An 18,885-nucleotide genomic window follows, 5' to 3' on the forward strand; every position below is an offset into this window, starting at 1 on the left:
GGCGGGCGGCGCAGGGCGCGCCGGATCGGGGAGGGGCGGGGCCCGCGGCGGAGGGGCCGCGGCGCGCGCGCTCAGTCGGCGATGCGGGTGGCGAGGCGGTAGCGGGTCAGCTCCTCCTCGACCAGCAGGTACATGTCCTCGGGCGGGGTCTGGAGCGAGTGCACCAGCATCACCGGGTCCACCCCCATCTCGGACAGATAGGCGAGGGTCTCGCCCTGGCCGCGCTGGATGTTCTCGACCGCCAGGAAGGCGGGGAGGATCGTGGACTCGTCGTAGTAGTGCTGGTGCAGGCCGACCCAGGCGGTGCGCGAGACCACGCGCTCGACCCCGCCCGCCAGCGCGTAGGGGCAGGCCGACAGGCACGCCGCGTCGGGCAGGGCGAGGGTGGTCAGCTCCAGCTCCCGCAGCCGCCGGCCGATGGCGAGCGCCTGGTCCACCGAGCCGCCGGGGGAGTGCAGGGCCACCGCGTCGGGCGGCTCGGGCAGGCTCTCGACATAGCCGCGCAGGCGGGCGGCGGCGCCCTCGTCGATGCCGCCCGTCGCCAGCATCACCCGGCCGAACGCCTCGGTCTCGTGCATCGAGAACTCGAGCCGCGGGGGCAGGGTGGCGGGCAGGGGGACGGGACCGGTGGAGGGCTGCTCGGGCCCCAGGCGCGAGGGCACGCGGCCTGGCGAGAACGGCCGGCGCTGGTCGCCGGGCGAGACCGGGGTCTCGGGCGCCGTGCGGATGCCCTCGCGCCCGGGCAGGCGCAGCTCCCCCCAGCCGGTCTCGACCGCCAGCAGAACCGCCACCAGCACCTGGGCCGCGAGGCAGAGCCGCAGCACCAGCCGCGCCGAGGGCAGGCGGGAGAAGGGCGGGCGCGGCGTTGGGGCCTCGGCGTCCGCGGCGGGGGCCTGGGCGCTCACCCTACTCGGCCGCGTCGATCTTCAGGCGGGAGGGGCCGCGGGGGCCGGGGGCGGGCTCCGCCTCGGGCTCGGTCTCGGGCCGGAGATCGGGGCGCGGGTCGGGTCGGGCGTCGGGGCGGGGCTCCGGGCCATGGGGGGCGGCGCGCCCGGGGGCGTCCCCGCGTGCGTGGCGGGCGTGTTCGGCGGCGCCCATGGCGCCCTCGATGTCCTTCATCGCGCGCATGGCGGCGCGCAGGTCCGCGAGCGTCAGGGTCGCCTCGGCGCCCGCCCCCTCCTTGCCGCGCCGGATCGCGGCCTGGGTGACGGCGAGGATGAAGACCAGCACCCCGGGCAGCAGGTCGATGGCGATGGCGCCGGCCCAGGAGGGGGCGAAGTTGCCGGCATAGCGGATCACCGCGTCGGCCGAGGAGATCGGGGTGTAGGTCGTCTCCTGCGGCGGCGGCATCGCCAGCACTTCCTCGGCCGCCGTGCGCAGCGTCGCCGCGCGCCCGTCCAGCGCCTCGAGCACCGAGCCGATGGTGGCGGCCTGGTCCTGGCGCACGCCGGCGGAGGCGCCGTCGAGCTCCGGCAGCACCACCGAGGCGCGCAGGTCCTCGGCGGCGCGGGCCACGAGCTGGGCGACCTGGAGCTGGCGCAGGGTGGTGATGACGCCGGCGAGGCGGACGGATTCCTCGGAGAAGGTGACCGAGCGCTGGTCGACCGGCCCCTGCGCCACGATCAGCGCGCGCATCCGGGAGAGGATGTCGTTGCCCTCCTCGAAGGCCGCCTGGATGGGCTGGTTCTGGGCGGCGATCTGCGCCTCCAGCGCGCGCAGCTCGTCGGCCTTCTGGTTCAGGAGGCGGAACACGGCGCCCCGGCCGGCGGCGCCGGAGAGCTCTCCCGCCCGCTCCTGCTCGGAGAGGTCCTCGAAGGAGGTGCGGGCGCGGGCCACGTCGCGCTCCAGCCCCTGGGCGGAGACGGCGATCAGGTGGGCGCGCTCGAGGCTCGCCTGGTAGTCCTGCACGGTGCGGGCGAGGTGCTGTTCCACCGCGGCGCCCCCGGCGAGGGCGGCCGCGTTCAGCCAGCTCGACATCGCCACGATGGCGACGGAGCCCACCAGCGTGGCGATGGAGAGCCCCACGAAGCCGCCGGCGGTGCGCATGGCGGGCAGCAGGCGGAGCAGGTAGCTCCAGAACACGAAGATGCCGACGGAGACGGCGATGGAATAGGCGACGGCGGCGAGGAAGCTCATCGCGCCGGTGTCCTTCAGCAGGGAGGAGACGCCCAGATAGGTGTAGATGCCCGAGGCGACGGCCAGCACCCCCAGCGCCGCGGGGGTGAAGGCGTCGAGCCAGGTGAGGTGGCCCTCGAGCTCGCGGGCGGAGCGAAGTCCGTTGACCTCGTCCCGCGTCAGATCCTGTTCGCTCAATCGTCGCTCCCACTCGCCCCCAGGGGAGATATGGGGGCGACGCGCGCGTCATCAACGCGCGGGGCGTTCACCGATTTGCCAACGCGGCGCGGCCGGGGGGCTGCGCGCCGTCCGCGACACGGGCGCCCCGGGCTTGACCCGGGGCCTCTCGGCGCCTGCAGCGGGCGCGCCGCCGGGGCATGGCGCGGCGGCGCCGCCTGCCTCCCGCCATGGCGCCGGCCGCGCGCTCGGGCGGAGGCCCCGGGTCGAGCCCGGGGCGCCCCCGGGGCGGGCCGGGGCGCTCAGAAGCCGACGGCGCAGCCGTCCTTGCGGGGGTCGGAGCCCGCCGAATACCCGCCGCCGGGCAGGCGGCGGATCAGCTGGGCGCCGCCGAAGCCGAAGGAGACGTCGGGGGTCTCGAGCGTGATCTGGTGGCCCAGCGCGCGCAGGGCCTCGACCAGGCCCGGGTCCATCGCCTGCTCGCAGGCGACGCCGAGGCCATGGGTGATGCGCCAGCGCGGCGCGTCGGCGGCGCTCTGGACGTCCTGGTCCCAGAGCTGGGTGCGCAGGACCATCTGCACGTGCCCCTGCGCCTGCATCGGGCCGCCCATCACGCCGAAGGACATCTCGGGGGCGCCGTTCTTCATCACGAAGCCGGGGATGATGGTGTGGAAGGGGCGCTTGCGGGGGCCGACCCGGTTCTGCGAGCCGGGGGCGAGCGAGAAGCCGCAGCCGCGGTTCTGCAGGCTGACGCCGGTGCCCTCGGGCACCACGCCGGAGCCGAAGCCCATGTAGTTCGACTGGATGAAGGAGATCATCATTCCCGAGGCGTCGGCGGCGGTCAGGTAGACCGTGCCGCCCGCCTTCGGCGCCCCCGCGCCGAAGTCCTGCGCCCGGCCCGGGTCGACCATCGCCGCGCGCGTCGCGAGATAGCCCGGCGCCAGCAGGTCCTCGACCCCGACCGAGGTCATGTGGCCGAGGTCGGCCACGTATTCCTCGGCGTCGCGGAGCGCGAGCTTCATCGCCTCGATCATCAGGTGGACGGCCTCGGGCTCGTCGGGGCCGAAGCAGCGCACGGGCAGGTGCTCGAGGATCCCCAGCGCCATGCAGGCCGCGATGCCCTGGCCGTTGGGGGGGATCTCGTGCAGCTCGGCGGCGTCGAAGGATCCGCGGACGGTGCCGCACCAGTCGGGCGCCTCGGCGGCGAGGTCGTCCAGCGTCATCGCGCCGCCATGGCGGGCGGCGTCGGCGACGATGCGCTCGGCGATCTCGCCGCGGTAGAAGGCCTCGCCCTTCGTGGCCGCGATCAGGCGGAGGTCGGCGGCGGCGGCGGGATTGGAAAAACGCTCGCCGGGGGCGGGGGCGCGGCCGCCCGGCAGGAAGGTGCGGGCGAAGCCGGGCTGGTCCTTGAGGGTGGCGACGCTGCGGGCCCAGGTGGCGGCGACCATCGGGGTGACGGGGTAGCCGCCTTCCGCGAGGCGGATGGCGGGGGCGAGCAGCGTCTCGAACGGGAGGGTTCCGAAGCGGGCGTTCAGCGCCATCCAGGCGCCGACGGCGCCGGGGACGGTGACGGCCTCCCAGCCGCGCTCGGGCATGGCGGAGCGGCCGGCGAAGCGCTCAGGCGTCCAGGCGGCGGGGGAGCGGCCCGAGGCGTTGAGGCCGTGCAGGGCCGACCCGTCCCAGAGGATCGCGAAGGCGTCGGAGCCCAGGCCGTTGCCGGTCGGCTCGACCACCGTCAGGGCGGCGGCGGCGGCGAGCGCCGCGTCGACCGCGTTGCCGCCCAGCCGCAGCATCTCCAGCCCCGCCTGGGCGGCCAGCGGCTGCGAGGTCGCCACCACGTTGTCGGCCATCACCGGCGAGCGGCGGGAGGGGTAGGGGGCGACGATGGGGAAGGTCATGGAAAGCTCCGGGAAGGGCCTAGAGGCTCTGGCGCACGTCGAGCGCGTCGCGCAGCCAGTCGCCGATGAAATTGATCGCCAGCACCACCAGCATGATCGCGAGCCCCGGGAACACCCCCAGCCACCAGGCCTGGCTGACGAAGCCCCGCCCGTCGGCCAGGATCAGGCCCCAGGTGGGCGTGGTCGCCTCGACGCCGAGGCCGAGGAACGACAGCGTCGCCTCGCCCAGGATCGCGTAGCTGACCGAGACGGTCGCCTGCACGATGATCGGGGCCATGGCGCTGGGCAGGATGTGGCGCACGAGGATGCGCGCGTCGGAAAAGCCCATGGTGCGGGCGGCGTCGACGAACTGCTCCTCGCGGATGGTCAGGGTCATGGAGCGCGCGATCCGGGCGAAGTCGTCGAGGAAGGCGAGCGACACCGCCACGATCACGTTGACCAGACCGGTGCCGAAGACGGCGACCAGGTAGACCGCGATGATGAAGTTCGGGAACGCCCACTGCAGGTCGATGTAGCGCATGATCACGAGGTCGAGCCAGCCCCCGTACCAGCCCGCCGCCATGCCCAGCGCGACCCCCAGAACCAGCGCGATCAGCACCGTCGAGACGCCGATCAGCAGCGACACCCGCGTCCCGTGCAGGATGCGCGAGAGCAGGTCGCGCCCGAGGTCGTCGGTGCCCAGCGGGTGGATCCAGCTCGGCCCGCTCATCATCTCGAGCGTCATCTCGTTGGGATCGTAGGGCGAGATCAGCGAGGCGAAGGCCATGCCGATCACGAAGACCGCCAGCACCGCCAGCCCCACCTGCGCCTTGCGGTCCTTCTTCAGGGCCTGCCAGAGGCGGCCGCGGCGGCGGGGGGGCAGGGCCTCGGTCTCGGCCTCGGTCGCGACATAGGCTGCGTCGGTCATCAGTCGTACCGGATGCGCGGGTCGAGGGCGCCGTAGAGCATGTCGACCAGCAGGTTGGAGAACACGAAGAAGGCCGAGATCACCAGGATCGCGCCCTGCACGACGGGGTAGTCGCGGGCCTGGATGCCGCCGATCAGCACCCGGCCCAGGCCCTTGATGGCGAAGACGTTCTCGACCACCACCGCGCCCGAGATCAGCAGCGCGAAGGCGATGCCCACCACCGTGACCACCGGGATCATCGCGTTGGGCATGGCGTGGCCCCAGAGCATCGCGCGCTCCTTCAGCCCCTTGGCCTTGGCGGTGCGCATGTAGTCGGCCTTCAGCACCTCCAGCAGGGAGGAGCGGATCATCCGCGCGATGATCGCCGAGAAGGCGGTGCCGACCGCGATGGAGGGCAGGATCAGATGCTCGAGCCAGCCCCAGAAGCTCTCGGACAGGGGCACGTAGCCGATGGCGGGCAGCCATTGCAGGTTGGCCGCGAAGACGATGATCAGCAGGATCGCCAGCCAGAAGTCGGGCATCGAGAGGCCGAGGAAGGCGCCGAGGCTCACGGCCGCGTCGGCGGGCGTGTTGCGCCGCGTGGCCGAGATGATGCCCGCCGGCACCGCGATCACCACCGCCACCAGGAAGGAGAGCAGCGCCAGCGACATGGTGCGGGGCAGCGCCTCGGCCAGGATGGTGCGCACCGGCTGGTTGGAGCCGTAGATGGAGGCGCCGAGGTCGCCCTGCAGCGCGTTCCACATCCACAGCCCGTATTGCACCACCAGCGGCTGGTCGAGACCGAGCTTGGCGCGCAGGGCGGCCTCGGCCTCGGGGCCGGCGGCGTCGGCGAGCATCGCGGCGATCGGATCGCCCGGCACCAGCCGCAGCATGAAGAACACCAGCGTCGCCACCGCCCACATCACGGCGATCGCGCCCAGCGTTCGGCGGATCAGGAAGGCGGTCATCGCCCGGCCTCCGGTTGCGGTCCCTCGACCGACGCTCTGGACTGGGCCCGGCCCCGGATCGAGGCCGCGCCGGGGGTTCGTCGCCCCCGCGTCGGGCGGGAGGCGCCCCGGGCTCGCCCCGGGGCCTCGCGCGGCCTGCCGCGGGCGGGCGGCTGGCGGCGCCGCTTCGCCCCCGGCCCAGCGCCGGTCGCGGGCGGCGAGAGGCCCCGGGGCGAGCCCGGGGCGCCCGTGGGGCGGGCGGCGCGCGGAAGGTCGCCGGGACGCGCGGTCTGTCCTGCCCGCGCGTCCCGGCCCCGCGCTGACGACCCCTCGGCGGAGCGGACCCCTCGCCCGGCCTCCGCCCGTCGTCGCGGCGGGACGCCGACGGCCGCCCCCTCCCGGGCGGCCGCCGCACGTGGCGCGCGCGTCAGCCCAGGGTGACGCGGTCCAGGTCCACGAGGCCGGGGATCCGGCTTTCGGCGGGGTAGTCGACGGTGCTGGCGCGGACCAGCACGTCGACGGGGTGATAGAGGAAGCCGCAGGTCACCTTGTCGGAGGTGATCTTGTTGGCCTCCATCACCAGGCCCTTGCGGGCCTCGGGGTCCGGGGTCACCGACTGCTTCGCCGACAGCTCGTCCACCTTGGGGTCGGAGAAGTAGCCGAAGGGCATCGTCTCCTTGTCGCGGGTGCGGCCGTTGAACTTGCAGGTGGTGGTCATCCAGTCCTCGAGCGCGTCGTCGGGGTCGTAGTCGCCGCCCGAGCCGGTCAGGGTCATCTGGAAGTCCATCGCCTGGAAGCGCTCGAGCTGGACGGTGAACTCCATCACCTCCACCTTCACGGTGATCCCCAGCACCTGCTTGAGGATGTTGGCCACCACCAGCCCGTCGCGCTTGTGGGACGAGCGCACGTGCAGGCTGATCTCGGGGAAGCCCTCGCCGTTCGGATAGCCCGCGGCGGCCAGCAGCTCCTTGGCGCCGTCGGGGTCGTAGGCCTGCTCGGAGGTCTGCGCGATGGCGTCGTCGTAGTAGTAGGCCATGGCGGCGTTGACCGAGCCGTAGGCGGGCAGGCCGTAGCCGAAGCGGGCCTGCTTGACGAAGAGATCGCGGTCCAGCGCCTTGGCGAGCGCGAGGCGCACCATGAAGCCGGGCTCCTTCTTCAGCTCCTCCAGCGGCTTGTCGAAGCTCTCGACCCGCATCGGCTCGACCCAGGGGTTCAGCCAGACCGACTGGAAGCCCGGCCCGGGCTTGATGTCGGTGATCAGGTCGGGGTTGGACTTGAAGCGGTCGATGAGCTGGGCGGCGATGGGGTTGCCGCCGACGAGATGGATGTCGCCCGCCTCGACGGCGGCGGCCAGCGGCTCGACCCCGTCGACGGGCTGGATGACGACCTTGTCGAGCTTCGGCCGCTCGGGGTCGAAATAGCCCGCGTGCTTCTCCAGCACCACGCCCTGGCCGAGCACGTGGGAGGCGATTTTGAACGGCCCGGTGCCGACGGGGGCGAGGCCGTAGGCGGCGTCGCCCATCTCCTCCAGCGCGCGCTTGGAGACGATGGAGAGCACCCGGCCAGAGGCGCGCTCGGTGGTCTTGGTCAGGAAGGACGCCTGCGGGGCCTTGAGGGTGAACTTCACCTCGTAGTCCGACAGCTTCTCCAGCGAGGCGACGTTGGCGAGGTTGGCCGAGTGGATCGACTTCGAGGGGTCCGAGGAGCGCTCGAACGTATAGAGCACGTCGTCGGCGGTGAAGGCGTCGCCGTTGTGGAAGGTGGCGTTCTCGCGCAGCTTGAAGGTGTAGACGAGGCCGTCCTCGGAGATCTCCCAGCTTTCGGCGAGGTCGCCCTCGGCGATCAGGTCCGGCTTGATATGGGTCAGGCCCGAGAGGACGTTGGAGGTGATCTGGAACTGCAGCACCTGGGTCATCTGGCCGGGATCCAGCGTCACGATCTCGGCCACGCCCGCCCAGGCGCAGTTCAGCGTGCCGCCGGTCTTGCCCTGCGCCAGCGCCTTCGTCAGGCCGCCGGGCGCGAGGCTCGCGGCCGTCAGCGCGCCGCCCGCGGCCAGCAGGCGCAGCGTGGCGCGGCGCGAGAGGCGGGGGCCCGAGAGCTCGTCCCGGCGCAGGCCGAAGAGGGGGTCGCGGGGGTCGAAGTCATGGGCCTCGGCCAGCTGGGCCTTCAGCTCGGCGTCGGTGGGGGGCTTGTCGATCATCGGTGCATCTCCTGTCGGACTTGGGCCGGGTTCGGCGAAAGGTCGACGGGTTTCCCGTCATGTTGGCCGGTCCCGCCGGTCGAGGACCGGGCGAGCCAGCAGGCGGCGCCGTGCCCGGCGCCGACCGGCGCAAGCGCCGGGATTTCCTGGGAACAGCGCGCGACCGCGATCGGGCAGCGCGGGTGGAAGGCGCAGCCGGGCGGGGGCGCGGCGGGGCTGGGCGCCTCGCCCTGCAGGGGGATCACCTCGTGAGCGCGGGCGAGCTCGGGGTCGGGCTCGGGCGCCGCGTCGATCAGGGCGCGGGTGTAGGGGTGCTGCGGATCGGCGAAGAGCGCGTCGGAGGGCCCCTGTTCCACCACCCGGCCCAGATACATCACCGCCACCCGGTCGCAGAGGTAGCGCACCACCGAGAGGTCGTGGCCGATGAAGAGGTAGGTGAGGCCGAGTTCGCGCCGCAGCTCCGCCAGCAGGTTGATGACCTGCGCCTGCACCGAGACGTCGAGGGCCGAGACCGCCTCGTCGCACACGATCAGCTCGGGCTCCATGGCGAGCGCGCGGGCGATGCCGATGCGCTGGCGCTGGCCGCCGGACATCTCGTGGGGATAGAGCTCCATGAACCGGGCGGGGAGACCGCAGAGGTCCATCAGCTCCGCCACCCGCTTCTTCACCTCCCGGCGGGGGCGCAGGCGGTGGACGCGGATCGGCTCGCCCACGATGTCGCCGGCGGTCATGCGCGGGTTCAGGGAGGAGAACGGGTCCTGGAAGATCGCCTGCACCCGCCTGCGGAAGGCGGAGCGGTCGTGCCGGGTCTTGATGTGGCGGCCGTCGAAGAGGATCTCGCCCTCGCTCGCGGGCTGAAGCTGAAGGGCGGCGCGGGCGAGGGTGGTCTTGCCGCAGCCGCTTTCGCCCACCAGCCCCAGCGCCTCGCCCCGCGCGATCTTGAGGGAGACGCCGGAGACGGCGCGGACCTGGCCCGTCTCGCGCCGCAGGATGCCCGAGCGGATCGGGAAGCGGACGTGGAGGTCGGCGATCTCCAGCAGCGGCAGGCTCATTCCGCGGGCTCCGAGACCGGGGCGGGAAGGGGGCGCCAGCAGGCGAAGAGGCGGCCGTCCTGCACCTCGGCGGGCGGTTCCTCGGCCCGGCAGCGGGCCTCGGCGCGGGCGCAGCGGGGGTGGAAGCGGCAGCCGGGTACGGGGCGCATCGGGTCGGGGGGCGAGCCGGGGATCGGGTGCAGCCCGTGGCTGCGGTCGAGGTCGAGCCGCGGCACGCTGTCGAGCAGCCCGCGGGTGTAGGGATGGCGCGGCGCGCGGTAGAGGGCGCGGGCCTCGCCGGCCTCGACCACGCCGCCGGCATACATCACGCAGACGCGGTCGGCGTAGCGCGCGACGATGCCGAGGTTGTGGGTGATCAGCACCAGCCCCACCCCGTTCTCGCGGCACAGCTTCGCGGTCAGCGCCAGGATCTGCGCCTGGATGGTGACGTCGAGCGCGGTGGTCGGCTCGTCGGCCAGGATCAGCTTCGGCCGGCAGGCGAGCGCCATGGCGATCACCACCCGCTGGCGCATGCCGCCCGAGAACTCGTGCGGATACTGGGTCAGCCGGCGGGCGGGGTCGGTGACGCCGACCTGGGTCAGCAGCTCGACGGCGCGGGCGTTGGCCTCGGATTTCGAGATGCCCAGCTTGGCGCGCATGCCCTCGGTCAGCTGCCGGCCGATGGAGAGCACCGGGTTCAGGGCCGTCATCGGCTCCTGGAAGATCATCGCCATGTCGCCGCCGCGCAGGATGCGGCGGTCTTCCTCCGTCAGCTCCGCGAGGTCCCGGCCCTCGAAGCGGATGCGCCCGGCGCCGATGCTCAGCTCCTCGGGCAGCAGGCCCATGGCGGCGAGCGCGGTCAGGGACTTGCCCGAGCCGGATTCGCCCACCACCGCCACGGTTTCGCCCTCCTCGACGCTCAGGGAGGCGCCGTGCACCAGGCGGCGGCGCGCGCCGTCGCGCGCCAGGTCGATGGCCAGGTCCTCGATCTCAAGCAGCGGCAAGGCCTTGGGTCTCCGCGCAGTCAAGGGTCAGGACCCCCGGAAGGGGCTGGAACGGAAGGCGGCGCAGGGCGCGCGCCCGACTCGACAGGCCCCTTCGGAGCGATTATCGATATCGATAATACGGGACCAGTTTCGGGGGGGAGTCAATGCAGTCGTCACCGGGGGCCGCGCCGAGGGCGGCCGAGGCGCAGTCCAGGACCCCCGCCGCCGGCCGCCGCGCCGATCAGGTGCACCTCGCGCTGCGCCGCGCGGTCCTGTTCCGAAACCTGCTGCCCGGCGACCACCTGCTGGAGCAGACGCTGGCCGCCGAGCATGGCTGCAGCCAGGGCACCGTGCGCGAGGCGCTGCTGCGCCTGGCCGAGGAGGGGCTGGTCGAGCGGCGCGGCTATCGCGGCACGGTGGTCACCGACACCTCGCTGCCCGAGGCCGCCGGCATGGTGCGTGTGCGCCTGTCGATCGAGCGGGGCGTCGCCCATCGCCTCGCGGCGGGGGAGGGGGACCTTTCCGACCCGCGCCTCGCCAGGATCCTCGACGCCATGGACGCGGCCCATGCGGCGGGGGACCTTTACCTCTGCTCGGAGCTCGACCGCGAATTCCACGCGGCGCTGGCCGAGGTGGCGGGCATGGGCCTGCTGCGCCCGATGCTGTGGCGCTGCGCCCTGCACATCCACCGCTACACCCTGGGCGGGCTCGAGGTGCCGCGGCCCTTCTTCCAGGAGGCCGGGGTGGGCGACGAGCATCGCGCGCTGCTCGCGCAGCTTTCGTCCGGCGACGCCGCGGCGGCGGCGCACGCGATGGCCGACCACCTCGCCCAGGTGCTGCGGCGCTGGGCGCCCTCGCTGCTCGCCGCCGCGGGGGGCGAGGCGGCCTTCGGCCCCGCCTGACAGGAGACCGGCCATGACCTATTCCATCGTCGCCCGAAACCCGGCCACCGGCGAATTCGGCGTCGGCGTCGCCAGCCGCTTCTTCGCGGTCGGCGCGCTGGTCCCCCATATCCGTCCCGGCGCCGCGGTCGCGACCCAGGCCTTCGTGAACCCGCTGTGGGGGGCCGAGGGCGCGGACCGCATCGCGGCGGGCGAGGCGCCGGACGCGGTGCTCGCCGATTTCATCGCCCGCGACGCCGGCGCCCCGCAGCGCCAGTGGCACGCGATCGACGCGCAGGGCCACGTGGCCGCCCATACCGGCGCCGCCTGCGTGGACTGGGCGGGGCAGGCGGCGGGCGAGGACGTCTCGGTCGCCGGCAACATGCTTGCAGGGCCCGCGGTGATCGCGGCGGCGCTGGAGGCCTGGACCGCGGCGCCGGAGCTGCCGATGCCCGACCGGCTGCTGGCGGCGATGGTCGCCGCCGAGGCCGCGGGCGGCGACAAGCGCGGCCGCCAGTCGGCCGCGATCCGGGTGCATGACGGCGAGGTCTATCCCCGGCTCGACCTGCGGGTGGACGACCACGCCGCCCCGCTCGACGAGCTCGCCCGCCTGCTGGCGGTGGCCCGCGAGCGGTTCACGCTGTTCTCCGCCAACATGGGCCGGGCGGCGGCTTTCTCGGGCCAGACCGACCGCGGGCCGCTGGACGCGGCGCTGGCGACGCTGGAGGCCGAGCGCGCGGCGCGCGGCGAGGCCAGCCGCTCCTTCGCCTCCGACCCCGGCTGAGCGGCGCGGCTCAGTCCGGCGTCCAGGCCGCGCCGCCGCCGTCCTCCGGGCCCGCGGCCTTGCGCGCGGCGAAGACGTAGCCGGCGGCGGTCATCGCCTCGACCGCCGGCAGGGCCTGGCGCTGGGCCAGCGCGGCCTGCACCGCGGGGCCGAGCGCGTAGTCGCCGCGCGATCCGAAGCAGCGGGCGACGACGCCGACGAGATCGGGCCGCACCTCCAGCGCCGCGCCCAGCGTCTCGACGATACGGGCGCGCAGCGCGGGGGAGGCGGCCTCGGCCTGCACGGCCAGCGCCTCGACGACGGGCAGCAGGTCGAGCGGGGCCAGGGTCCGCGGGTCCGCGCGCAGAAAGCGGTCGGCCAGCGTCTCGACCCCCGCCTCGCCCTGCAGCTCCACCAGCGCCACCGCCCAGGCGCCCGTGGCGGGCGAGATCGCCTCGCCGGGGACGAGGGCGCTCAGCCGGCCCTCGACCAGCGCCTCGGCCCGCGGGCCGCCGGCGAGGCCCAGCAGCAGGGCGTGGATCGGCTCCATCTGCCCGGCGGCGGGGTCCTTGAGGCTCTCGGCCAGGGCGTCGGCGTCGAGCGGCAGGGGCAGGCCGCGCAGCACCGGGTAGGGCGCGCGGTCGAGCTCGCGCAGCGCCAGGCGGCGCAGGCGGCCGTCGCGCTCGCCCAGCATCGCGGCCGCCATCTCGAAGCGGGCGGGGTCGAGCGGGTCCTGCCAGCCGTGGGCGGCGGCGAGGATGCGCTCCACCGCCGGGCGGGTGACGCGGTCCACCACCTCCAGCCGCCGCCAGACGTCGTCGAGCGGATCGTGGGCGAAGAGCACCGCCTCGTCGGCATCCAGCGCCGGAGGCCGGGCGTCGGCCCCCGCGGCGAGGAAGGCGGCGGGGTCGGGCGCGTAGGGCGTGGCCGAGACCGCGGGCGGCGCCGCGACGAGGATCCAGCGGGCCGGGTCCGCGGGGTCGGCCACGGCCAGCGCCACGGCGTCGGCGTCGAACAGCCGGTCGACCAGGGTCAGCGGCGGCAGCCAGGCGTCGAAGGCGCAGGACAGCGCCGGCTGCCCGACCGCCAGCCCCAGCGCGAACGCCAGCGCCGCGGCCCGGCGTCTCAACTGTAGGGCTCCACCCGCTCGGCCGAGAGGGAATAGCCCACGTCGGCGAGCTGGGTCTCGGCCGCCGCGGCGCCGAACATGCCGGTGACGATCACCGGCTCGAACATGTCCTTCAGCTCGTAGGGCGTCTGCGTGGTGACGAAGACGATCTGGTTGGGCGGCGGCGGCGGCACGTGGATGCAGGCGCCCACGAAGGGGACCAGCAGGAAGGCGGTGGTGCCCGTGCCATCGTAGTCGAGCGGCACCACGAAGCCCGGCAGGCGCACCCGCTTGCCGTCGTACTCGCGGGTGACGGCGGCGGCGGTCTCCTGCTCGAAGGGGGAGGACATCTCGCCGTGCTGGACCACGCCCAGCTCGCTCAGGCGCTTGTAGGTCTCGCCCTGGCCGAGGGCAGGCACCAGGTCGCCCCAGTTCAGGTCGAGGGTCTCCTCGGCCCGCAGGCGGCCCGCCAGCAGCGCCAGCGCCAGCGCGCCGAGGCCGGCCAGGACCCCGCGGCGGGCGGGCGTGAAGGGGGAGCGTCGAAGCATCTCTCTCGGGCCTCCGGCCGGGGTCAGGTTCGGATGGTCATGCCGTCGGCCAGCGACATGCGCCATGCGCGGATCGCGGGCGGCAGGCCGGCCAGCGCGCCCGCCGCGGCCACCGCGGCCAGCAGCGCCAGCTCCCGCGCCCCCGGCGCGGAGACAGGCAACCACAAGCCCCAGGCGGAGTCGATCCACGGACGCGCGATCAGCAGCAGCGCGTAGAGCAGCCCCAGCCCCGCGAGCGCGCCGGCGAGCGAGAGCATCGTCGCCTCCAGCACCAGAAGACCGAGGATGGTCGAGGGCCGCGCGCCCACCGCGCGCAGGATCGCCATCTCGCGCCGCCGGGCGTCGAGGCCCGCGAAGACCATGGCGGCGAGCCCGATCAGCGCCGTCGCCACCACCATGCCCGAGACCGCGACCAGCGCCGTCTCGGCCACGCCGACGATGGCCCACAGCTCCTGCAAAGCGACGCCGGGCAGGACGGCCAGCAGCGGCTCCTGGGGGTATTCGTTGATCCAGCGCTGCAGGCCGAAGATCTGCAGGCGCGACTTCACCCCGACCAGGGCCGCGGTGATCGCCTGGGGCCGGAGGTCCATCGCCCGCACCTCGTCGGCCGAGACGCGCGCGCCTTCGGGGGCCTGCGCCCCGCGGGTCCAGTCGACGTGGATCGCCTCGATGGCGCGCAGGGAGACGTGCACGGTGCGGTCCACCGGCGTGCCCGTGCGCTCCAGGATCCCCGCGACGCGGAAGGGCTTGTCCCCGTGCTCGGAGAAGGAGGCGAGGCCGTGGGCCACCACGATCTCGTCGCCGAGGACGTAGCCCAGCGTCTCGGCGACCTCGGCCCCGATGACGGCGTCGAAGAGGTCGTCGAAAGGGGCGCCCGCTGCGAAGCCCAGCGGGCGGCCGCCGCGGTAGCGGTAGCGCTCGAAATACTCGCCCGTCGTCCCCAGCACCCGGAAGCCGCGGTGGCTGTCGCCGAGCGACAGGGGGACGATCCAGTCGACCTCGGGCCGCGCCGCGATCTCCTCGTAGCTCTCCCAGGTCAAGTTGGCGGTGGCGTCGCCGATGCGGAACACCGAGTAGAGCAGAAGCTGCACCGAGCCCGAGCGCGCCCCCACGATCAGGTCGGTCCCCGATACGGTGTCGGCGAAGGAGGCTTTCGCCCCGGTCCTCACCGTCTCCACCCCCAGCAGCAGGCAGGTCGAGAGCGCGATCGCCGCCGCCGTCAGCAGCGCCGTGACGCGCCGGTTGAGGAGCGAGAGGAACGCCAGCCGCATCAGGCTCATGCCGCGGCCTCCCGCGAGGTCCGCGCGATCTGCGTCAGCGCCACCGAGCGGTCGAAGCGGGCGGCCAGCGCGGGGTCGTGGCTGACCATCAGCACCGTCGCCCCCGCCGACTCGGCCTGCGCGAACATCAGCTCGAGGAAGGCGCCCTGGGCGGCGACGTCGAGGGCCGAGGTCGGCTCGTCCGCCACGATCAGTCCCGGCCCCCCGATCAGGGCGCGCGCCACCGCCACCCGCTGCTGCTGGCCGACCGAGAGCTCGGCCGCCGGCGCGCGCAGGACCAGCGCCTCCGGCAGGCCCAGGGCCTGCGCCAGGCGCAGCGCCTCGGCCCGCGCGCCGCGGCCGACGCGGGCGCGGCGGGCGGGGGCGAAGCGCAGGGGCAGCAGGATGTTGTCGAGCGCGCTGGCGTAGGGCAGCAGGTTGAACATCTGGAAGACCACGCCGATCCGCTCTGCCCGGAAGCGGTCGCGGCGGGCGGGGGAGAGGGCCGAGAGCGCCTCGCCTTCCACCTCCACCCGGCCGGCCTGGGGCGCGGCCACCCCGCAGATCAGGGCGAGCAGCGTCGACTTGCCCGAGCCGGACGGCCCGTGCAGGAACACCCGCTCGCCCCGCGCGATCTCCAGCGCGTCGACCTCCAGCGCGAAGCCGCCCCGGGCGCGGCTCTTCGCGCCCGAGACGGATCCGGGGGCGCGGTTCCCCGCGCCCGAGACGGATTCGGGGGCGCGGTTCCCCGCGCCCCAGGCGTATCGCACCCCCTCCAGCCGCAGCGCCGGCGCCATCGCTCAGAGCGCGCCGTCGAGGTCGAGCTCCGGCGCCGCGCGCTCGACCTCGAAGACCCGGGCGCCGGCCTCGGAGACGACCTGCACGGCCAGGTTCTGCGCGCCCTCGAACCGCTCGAAATAGGGGAAGGCGAGGGCGTCGACGGCGTCCGCGTCGGCGCAGCTCAGCTCCCACAGCGCGCGGAACTCGGCGTGGCCGCCCCCAGCGTCGTCGTGATCGTCGTGGGCGTGCGCCGCGTCGTCATGGGCGTGATCGTCGTCATGGGCATGATCCTCGTCATGCGCGTGCGCCTCGTCGTGGTCGTCGTCGCCGTGATCGTCGCCCACCAGCTCCGCGGCGACCTCGAGCACCTCGCAGCCGGCGGCCTCGGGGAAGGCGACCAGCTCCAGCGGGCGGGAGAGCAGGTCGAGCGCGCGCTCGACCGCGGCGCGGTCGGCCGCGCTTTCGGGGGCGTGCTCGAAGCCCACCACGTCGGCGCCGGGCGCCTCGAGCGCGAGCGCGATGCGGTCGCCCTCGCGCGCGATGTCGAGCCGGCCGTGGCCGTGGACATGGGCGCCGAGCTCGCGACGCTCCTGCGCGAGCGCGGGCTGGGCGGCGAGACCGAGGGCGAGAAGGGCGAGGGGCGCGAGGCGGCGGGTCATGGGGGTCCTTTCCGGATCTGGGGGCGGAATCGCCGACGGCGGCGACGGTAGTGGATCGGGATGCAATGTTATAGCATAACTTTCGCGACGCCCTCGCGACGCCCCGGCCCGGCGCCGGCGGCTCCGCGATCACGTCCTGCCGGAGGCCCGGGGTCAAGCCCGGGGCGCCCTCGGGGGTGGGCATGGCGACCGGCGTCGCAGGGGTCGCGGCGGTGGCGCGCGGCGGCGCGGCGCCCCCGGGTCGTCCCTGGAGGGCGGACGGGGCGCGTCAGGTCAGGCCGAGGCGGCGGGCCTGCAGGGCGTCGAGCGCGGCGAGCGCCGCGGCCTCGTCCCCGCCGCTGGCGCGCCGGGCGCGGGCCCAGGCGCGGGCGGCGGAGCGGGGGCTCCAGGGCAGGGCGGCCTCGGCCAGCCAGCGGCGCAGGGCGGGGGGCAGGCGGTCGAACTCGGCCATCGGGTCGCCCGCGCGGCGCCGCGCCCTGAGCGGGACGGCGCCGCGGTTGCCGGGCGCGGCCGGGCGCGGGGGACCGGCCGCCGCCTCGCCGCGCATGGCGCCGCCCCCGCCGCGGGGGGCGGGAGGCGGGAGCGCGGGGCCCGCGCCGGCCGGGGCCGTGGGCGCACTCATGCCGCCTGCCGGCCCCAGGCGGGGAACGGGTCGGGAAGGGCGCGCCAGGCCTCGGGCGTGAAGGCGGGGGCCTCGGCCTCGGTCAGGAGGGCCGCGTCGAGCGTCCCGGTGATCCGCGCGCGGTCGAGGCCGACGCCGATGAACACCAGCTCCTGGCGGCGGTCGCCCCAGGGGTCCTGCCAGCGCTCCAGGGTGCGGGCGACGGACTCGGGGTGCTCGGGCCAGCGGTCGCGGGGGACCGAGGCCCACCAGCCGCCCAGCGGGCGCACGGAGGAGATCGCGCCGGCGAGGCTGAACTCGGCGACCCACTGGGGACGCGTGGCGATCCAGAAGTGGCCCTTGGCCCGGATCGCGCCGGGCAGCGGGCCGTTGAGGGCGGCGTGGATGCGCTCGGGGTGGAACGGGCGCCGGGCGCGGTAGACGAAGGAGGTCACGCCGTATTCCTCCGTCTCGGGCACGTGGTCGGCGAAGCCGTGCAGCTCCTTGGCCCAGAGGGGGTGCAGGTGGGCGCGTTCGAAGTCGAAGAGGCCGGTTTCGAAGACGTCGGCAAGGGGCGCCTGGGCCCAGTCGGCCTCGACCAGGCGGGCCTCGGCGTTGAGGCTGCGCACGATGGCGCGGGCGGCGGCGGCGCGATCCGGGCCGGCGAGGCCGATCTTGTTGAGGACCACCACGTCGGCGAACTCGATCTGGTCGGTCAGCAGGTCGACGAGGGTGCGCTGGTCGGCTTCCCCCAGGGATTCGCCCCGGTCGCCGATGAAGTCGTGGCTGGCGAAGTCGGCGGCGAGCGCGGCGGCGTCCACCACCGTCACCATCGCGTCCAGCCGGGCGACGTCGGCGAGGCTGCGGCCCTCCTCGTCGCGGAACTCGAAGGTGGCGGCGACGGGGAGGGGCTCGGCGATGCCGGTCGATTCGATCAGCAGGTGGTCGAAGCGACCCTCGGCGGCGAGGCGCGAGACCTCGGTCAGCAGGTCTTCGCGCAGCGTGCAGCAGATGCAGCCGTTGGTCATCTCCACCAGCGTCTCGTCGGCGCGGGAGAGCTCGGCGCCGCCCTCGCGCACGAGGTCCGCGTCGATGTTCACCTCGGACATGTCGTTGACCAGCACCGCGACCCGCCGCCCCTCGCGGTTGGCGAGGACGTGGTTGAGCAGCGTGGTCTTGCCGGCGCCGAGGAAGCCGGAGAGCACGGTCACCGGCAGGCGGGGGTCGCGGGACATGGGGGCCTCCTTCAGAAGCTCAGTTCGAGGTTGAGGGAGAGGGCGGCGTCGGCCGCCCCGTCGGTCAGGCCGAACAGCACCGCCGCGCGGGGCGTCAGGCTGCGGCCGTCGAGGTCGAAGGTCGCGGCGAGCGCGGGGCCCGCGTAATGCGCCTGGTCGCCGAAGGCGGGGGTGTCGCCGAAGGCGTCCTCGACGCCGCCATGAGCCTCGAAGCCGGCCTGCACCCCGCCGCCGATCCCGGCCATGGCCGAGACGGCGTAGGCGAGGCCGGGGTCCTCGTCGCCGAAGGGGGTTTCGAGGAACAGGTTGCCGATCAGCGTGACGCCGTGGGCCGAGACCTCGGCGACCGGGCCGAAGACCAGGGCGCCGTCGCCGATGCCGCCCTCGAAGGGCGCCTCCAGCCTGGCGTAGACGCCGGCGGACCAGGCGAAGGCCGCGTCATGGGCATGGGCATGGGAATGGCCGTGGGCGTGGGCGCCGGGGCCCTCGCCGACGGGGAGCATGAACAGGTTCTCCCACTCCAGCGCCTCGGCCTCGACGCCGCCGCCCTGGAGGTTGGCGAGCTCCACCGCCAGGGTGGTCTTCCAGAACGAGGTCACGCCGTAGCCCAGCGCGAGCTCGTGGACCGAACGCTCCTCGCCCCCGGGGACCGGGCCGAGCGAGACGGCATTGAGCGATTCCAGCTCGAACGCCCCGCGGGAGACGCCGGGGTGGACGACGTGGAAGGCGCCCTCGGCCAGCGCCGGGGAGGAGAGGAGGAGCAGGGCGGAGGCGGGGGCGAGGCTGCGAAGCACGGCGAGGGATCTCCGGG

Annotated in this window: 18 protein-coding genes; 2 read left to right on the plus strand and 16 right to left on the minus strand. The window is 74.6% G+C overall.

Annotation, left to right across the window (positions count from 1 at the left end):
• Positions 1 to 71: 71 nt before the first annotated feature.
• The 8 genes from BM064_RS05545 to BM064_RS05580 all read right to left on the minus strand — a co-directional run bounded on the left by BM064_RS05545 (position 72) and on the right by BM064_RS05580 (position 10,258).
• Positions 72 to 905 carry a COG3904 family protein gene (locus tag BM064_RS05545; RefSeq protein WP_092858675.1) on the minus strand — a complete coding sequence of 278 codons (834 nt, stop codon included), beginning with the start codon at positions 903 to 905 and terminating at the stop codon, positions 72 to 74.
• 1 nt (position 906) lies between these two features.
• The gene (locus tag BM064_RS05550) at positions 907 to 2,313 is read right to left on the minus strand and encodes a hypothetical protein (protein WP_245779060.1); all 1,407 of its coding nucleotides are present in this window, start codon (positions 2,311 to 2,313) and stop codon (positions 907 to 909) included.
• A gap of 281 nt (positions 2,314 to 2,594) precedes the next feature.
• Positions 2,595 to 4,190 carry a gamma-glutamyltransferase family protein gene (locus BM064_RS05555; RefSeq protein WP_092858677.1) on the minus strand — a complete coding sequence of 532 codons (1,596 nt, stop codon included), beginning with the start codon at positions 4,188 to 4,190 and terminating at the stop codon, positions 2,595 to 2,597.
• Between the two features lie 19 nt (positions 4,191 to 4,209).
• Entirely contained in the window at positions 4,210 to 5,097 is an 888-nt protein-coding gene (locus tag BM064_RS05560; RefSeq protein ID WP_092858679.1) for an ABC transporter permease, read from the minus strand.
• Positions 5,097 to 6,044 carry an ABC transporter permease gene (locus BM064_RS05565; RefSeq protein WP_092858681.1) on the minus strand — a complete coding sequence of 316 codons (948 nt, stop codon included), beginning with the start codon at positions 6,042 to 6,044 and terminating at the stop codon, positions 5,097 to 5,099. The genes BM064_RS05560 and BM064_RS05565 overlap by 1 nt, the downstream gene beginning before the upstream one ends.
• A gap of 406 nt (positions 6,045 to 6,450) precedes the next feature.
• Entirely contained in the window at positions 6,451 to 8,223 is a 1,773-nt protein-coding gene (locus BM064_RS05570) for an ABC transporter substrate-binding protein (protein WP_092858683.1), read from the minus strand.
• Positions 8,220 to 9,275 carry an ABC transporter ATP-binding protein gene (locus tag BM064_RS05575; protein ID WP_092858685.1) on the minus strand — a complete coding sequence of 352 codons (1,056 nt, stop codon included), beginning with the start codon at positions 9,273 to 9,275 and terminating at the stop codon, positions 8,220 to 8,222. The genes BM064_RS05570 and BM064_RS05575 overlap by 4 nt, the downstream gene beginning before the upstream one ends.
• A complete protein-coding gene (locus BM064_RS05580; protein ID WP_092858687.1) occupies positions 9,272 to 10,258 on the minus strand; it encodes an ABC transporter ATP-binding protein in 987 nt (328 codons plus the stop codon). Before BM064_RS05580 ends, BM064_RS05575 begins: the two co-directional genes overlap by 4 nt.
• A 146-nt stretch (positions 10,259 to 10,404) precedes the next feature.
• Between BM064_RS05580 and BM064_RS05585 the strand changes: the two genes are divergently transcribed.
• Both BM064_RS05585 and BM064_RS05590 read left to right on the plus strand, forming a co-directional pair.
• A complete protein-coding gene (locus BM064_RS05585; RefSeq protein ID WP_092858689.1) occupies positions 10,405 to 11,142 on the plus strand; it encodes a GntR family transcriptional regulator in 738 nt (245 codons plus the stop codon).
• A gap of 13 nt (positions 11,143 to 11,155) precedes the next feature.
• The gene (locus BM064_RS05590) at positions 11,156 to 11,905 is read left to right on the plus strand and encodes a DUF1028 domain-containing protein (RefSeq protein WP_092858691.1); all 750 of its coding nucleotides are present in this window, start codon (positions 11,156 to 11,158) and stop codon (positions 11,903 to 11,905) included.
• 10 nt (positions 11,906 to 11,915) lie between these two features.
• Here BM064_RS05590 and BM064_RS05595 read toward each other — a convergent pair whose 3' ends face one another.
• The 8 genes from BM064_RS05595 to BM064_RS05630 all read right to left on the minus strand — a co-directional run bounded on the left by BM064_RS05595 (position 11,916) and on the right by BM064_RS05630 (position 18,868).
• The gene (locus BM064_RS05595) at positions 11,916 to 13,013 is read right to left on the minus strand and encodes a hypothetical protein (protein ID WP_092858693.1); all 1,098 of its coding nucleotides are present in this window, start codon (positions 13,011 to 13,013) and stop codon (positions 11,916 to 11,918) included.
• Complete coding sequence (locus BM064_RS05600; protein WP_092858695.1) at positions 13,010 to 13,540, minus strand: DUF3299 domain-containing protein; 531 nt, start codon at positions 13,538 to 13,540, stop codon at positions 13,010 to 13,012. Before BM064_RS05600 ends, BM064_RS05595 begins: the two co-directional genes overlap by 4 nt.
• A 23-nt stretch (positions 13,541 to 13,563) precedes the next feature.
• A complete protein-coding gene (locus BM064_RS05605; RefSeq protein WP_092858697.1) occupies positions 13,564 to 14,820 on the minus strand; it encodes an ABC transporter permease in 1,257 nt (418 codons plus the stop codon).
• A complete protein-coding gene (locus tag BM064_RS05610) occupies positions 14,817 to 15,596 on the minus strand; it encodes an ABC transporter ATP-binding protein (protein WP_092858699.1) in 780 nt (259 codons plus the stop codon). Before BM064_RS05610 ends, BM064_RS05605 begins: the two co-directional genes overlap by 4 nt.
• Positions 15,597 to 15,599: 3 nt before the next feature.
• Complete coding sequence (gene zrgA, locus BM064_RS05615) at positions 15,600 to 16,238, minus strand: zinc uptake protein ZrgA (protein WP_092858701.1); 639 nt, start codon at positions 16,236 to 16,238, stop codon at positions 15,600 to 15,602.
• Positions 16,239 to 16,506: 268 nt separating this feature from the next.
• Positions 16,507 to 16,689, minus strand: coding sequence for a DUF6525 family protein (locus tag BM064_RS28495; protein ID WP_092858817.1), 183 nt, complete (start codon positions 16,687 to 16,689; stop codon positions 16,507 to 16,509).
• A 167-nt stretch (positions 16,690 to 16,856) separates the two neighbouring features.
• Complete coding sequence (locus BM064_RS05625) at positions 16,857 to 18,074, minus strand: GTP-binding protein (protein WP_092858703.1); 1,218 nt, start codon at positions 18,072 to 18,074, stop codon at positions 16,857 to 16,859.
• A gap of 11 nt (positions 18,075 to 18,085) precedes the next feature.
• Positions 18,086 to 18,868, minus strand: coding sequence for a hypothetical protein (locus BM064_RS05630; RefSeq protein ID WP_092858705.1), 783 nt, complete (start codon positions 18,866 to 18,868; stop codon positions 18,086 to 18,088).
• Between the last annotated feature and the right edge of the window lie 17 nt (positions 18,869 to 18,885).

This window comes from Albimonas pacifica (assembly GCF_900113695.1).
Lineage (GTDB): Bacteria > Pseudomonadota > Alphaproteobacteria > Rhodobacterales > Rhodobacteraceae > Albimonas > Albimonas pacifica.

Coding starts and splice junctions, on each gene's coding strand:
- zrgA (WP_092858701.1), bottom strand. CDS start 16,238: ATGACCCGCCGCCTCGCGCCCCTCGCCCTTCTCGCCCTCGGTCTCGCC.
- BM064_RS05575 (WP_092858685.1), bottom strand. CDS start 9,275: ATGAGCCTGCCGCTGCTGGAGATCGCCGACCTCCACGTCCGCTTCCCG.
- BM064_RS05590 (WP_092858691.1), top strand. CDS start 11,156: ATGACCTATTCCATCGTCGCCCGAAACCCGGCCACCGGCGAATTCGGC.
- BM064_RS05555 (WP_092858677.1), bottom strand. CDS start 4,190: ATGACCTTCCCCATCGTCGCCCCCTACCCCTCCCGCCGCTCGCCGGTG.
- BM064_RS05570 (WP_092858683.1), bottom strand. CDS start 8,223: ATGATCGACAAGCCCCCCACCGACGCCGAGCTGAAGGCCCAGCTGGCC.
- BM064_RS28495 (WP_092858817.1), bottom strand. CDS start 16,689: ATGGCCGAGTTCGACCGCCTGCCCCCCGCCCTGCGCCGCTGGCTGGCC.
- BM064_RS05605 (WP_092858697.1), bottom strand. CDS start 14,820: ATGAGCCTGATGCGGCTGGCGTTCCTCTCGCTCCTCAACCGGCGCGTC.
- BM064_RS05625 (WP_092858703.1), bottom strand. CDS start 18,074: ATGTCCCGCGACCCCCGCCTGCCGGTGACCGTGCTCTCCGGCTTCCTC.
- BM064_RS05585 (WP_092858689.1), top strand. CDS start 10,405: ATGCAGTCGTCACCGGGGGCCGCGCCGAGGGCGGCCGAGGCGCAGTCC.
- BM064_RS05610 (WP_092858699.1), bottom strand. CDS start 15,596: ATGGCGCCGGCGCTGCGGCTGGAGGGGGTGCGATACGCCTGGGGCGCG.
- BM064_RS05560 (WP_092858679.1), bottom strand. CDS start 5,097: ATGACCGACGCAGCCTATGTCGCGACCGAGGCCGAGACCGAGGCCCTG.
- BM064_RS05600 (WP_092858695.1), bottom strand. CDS start 13,540: ATGCTTCGACGCTCCCCCTTCACGCCCGCCCGCCGCGGGGTCCTGGCC.
- BM064_RS05565 (WP_092858681.1), bottom strand. CDS start 6,044: ATGACCGCCTTCCTGATCCGCCGAACGCTGGGCGCGATCGCCGTGATG.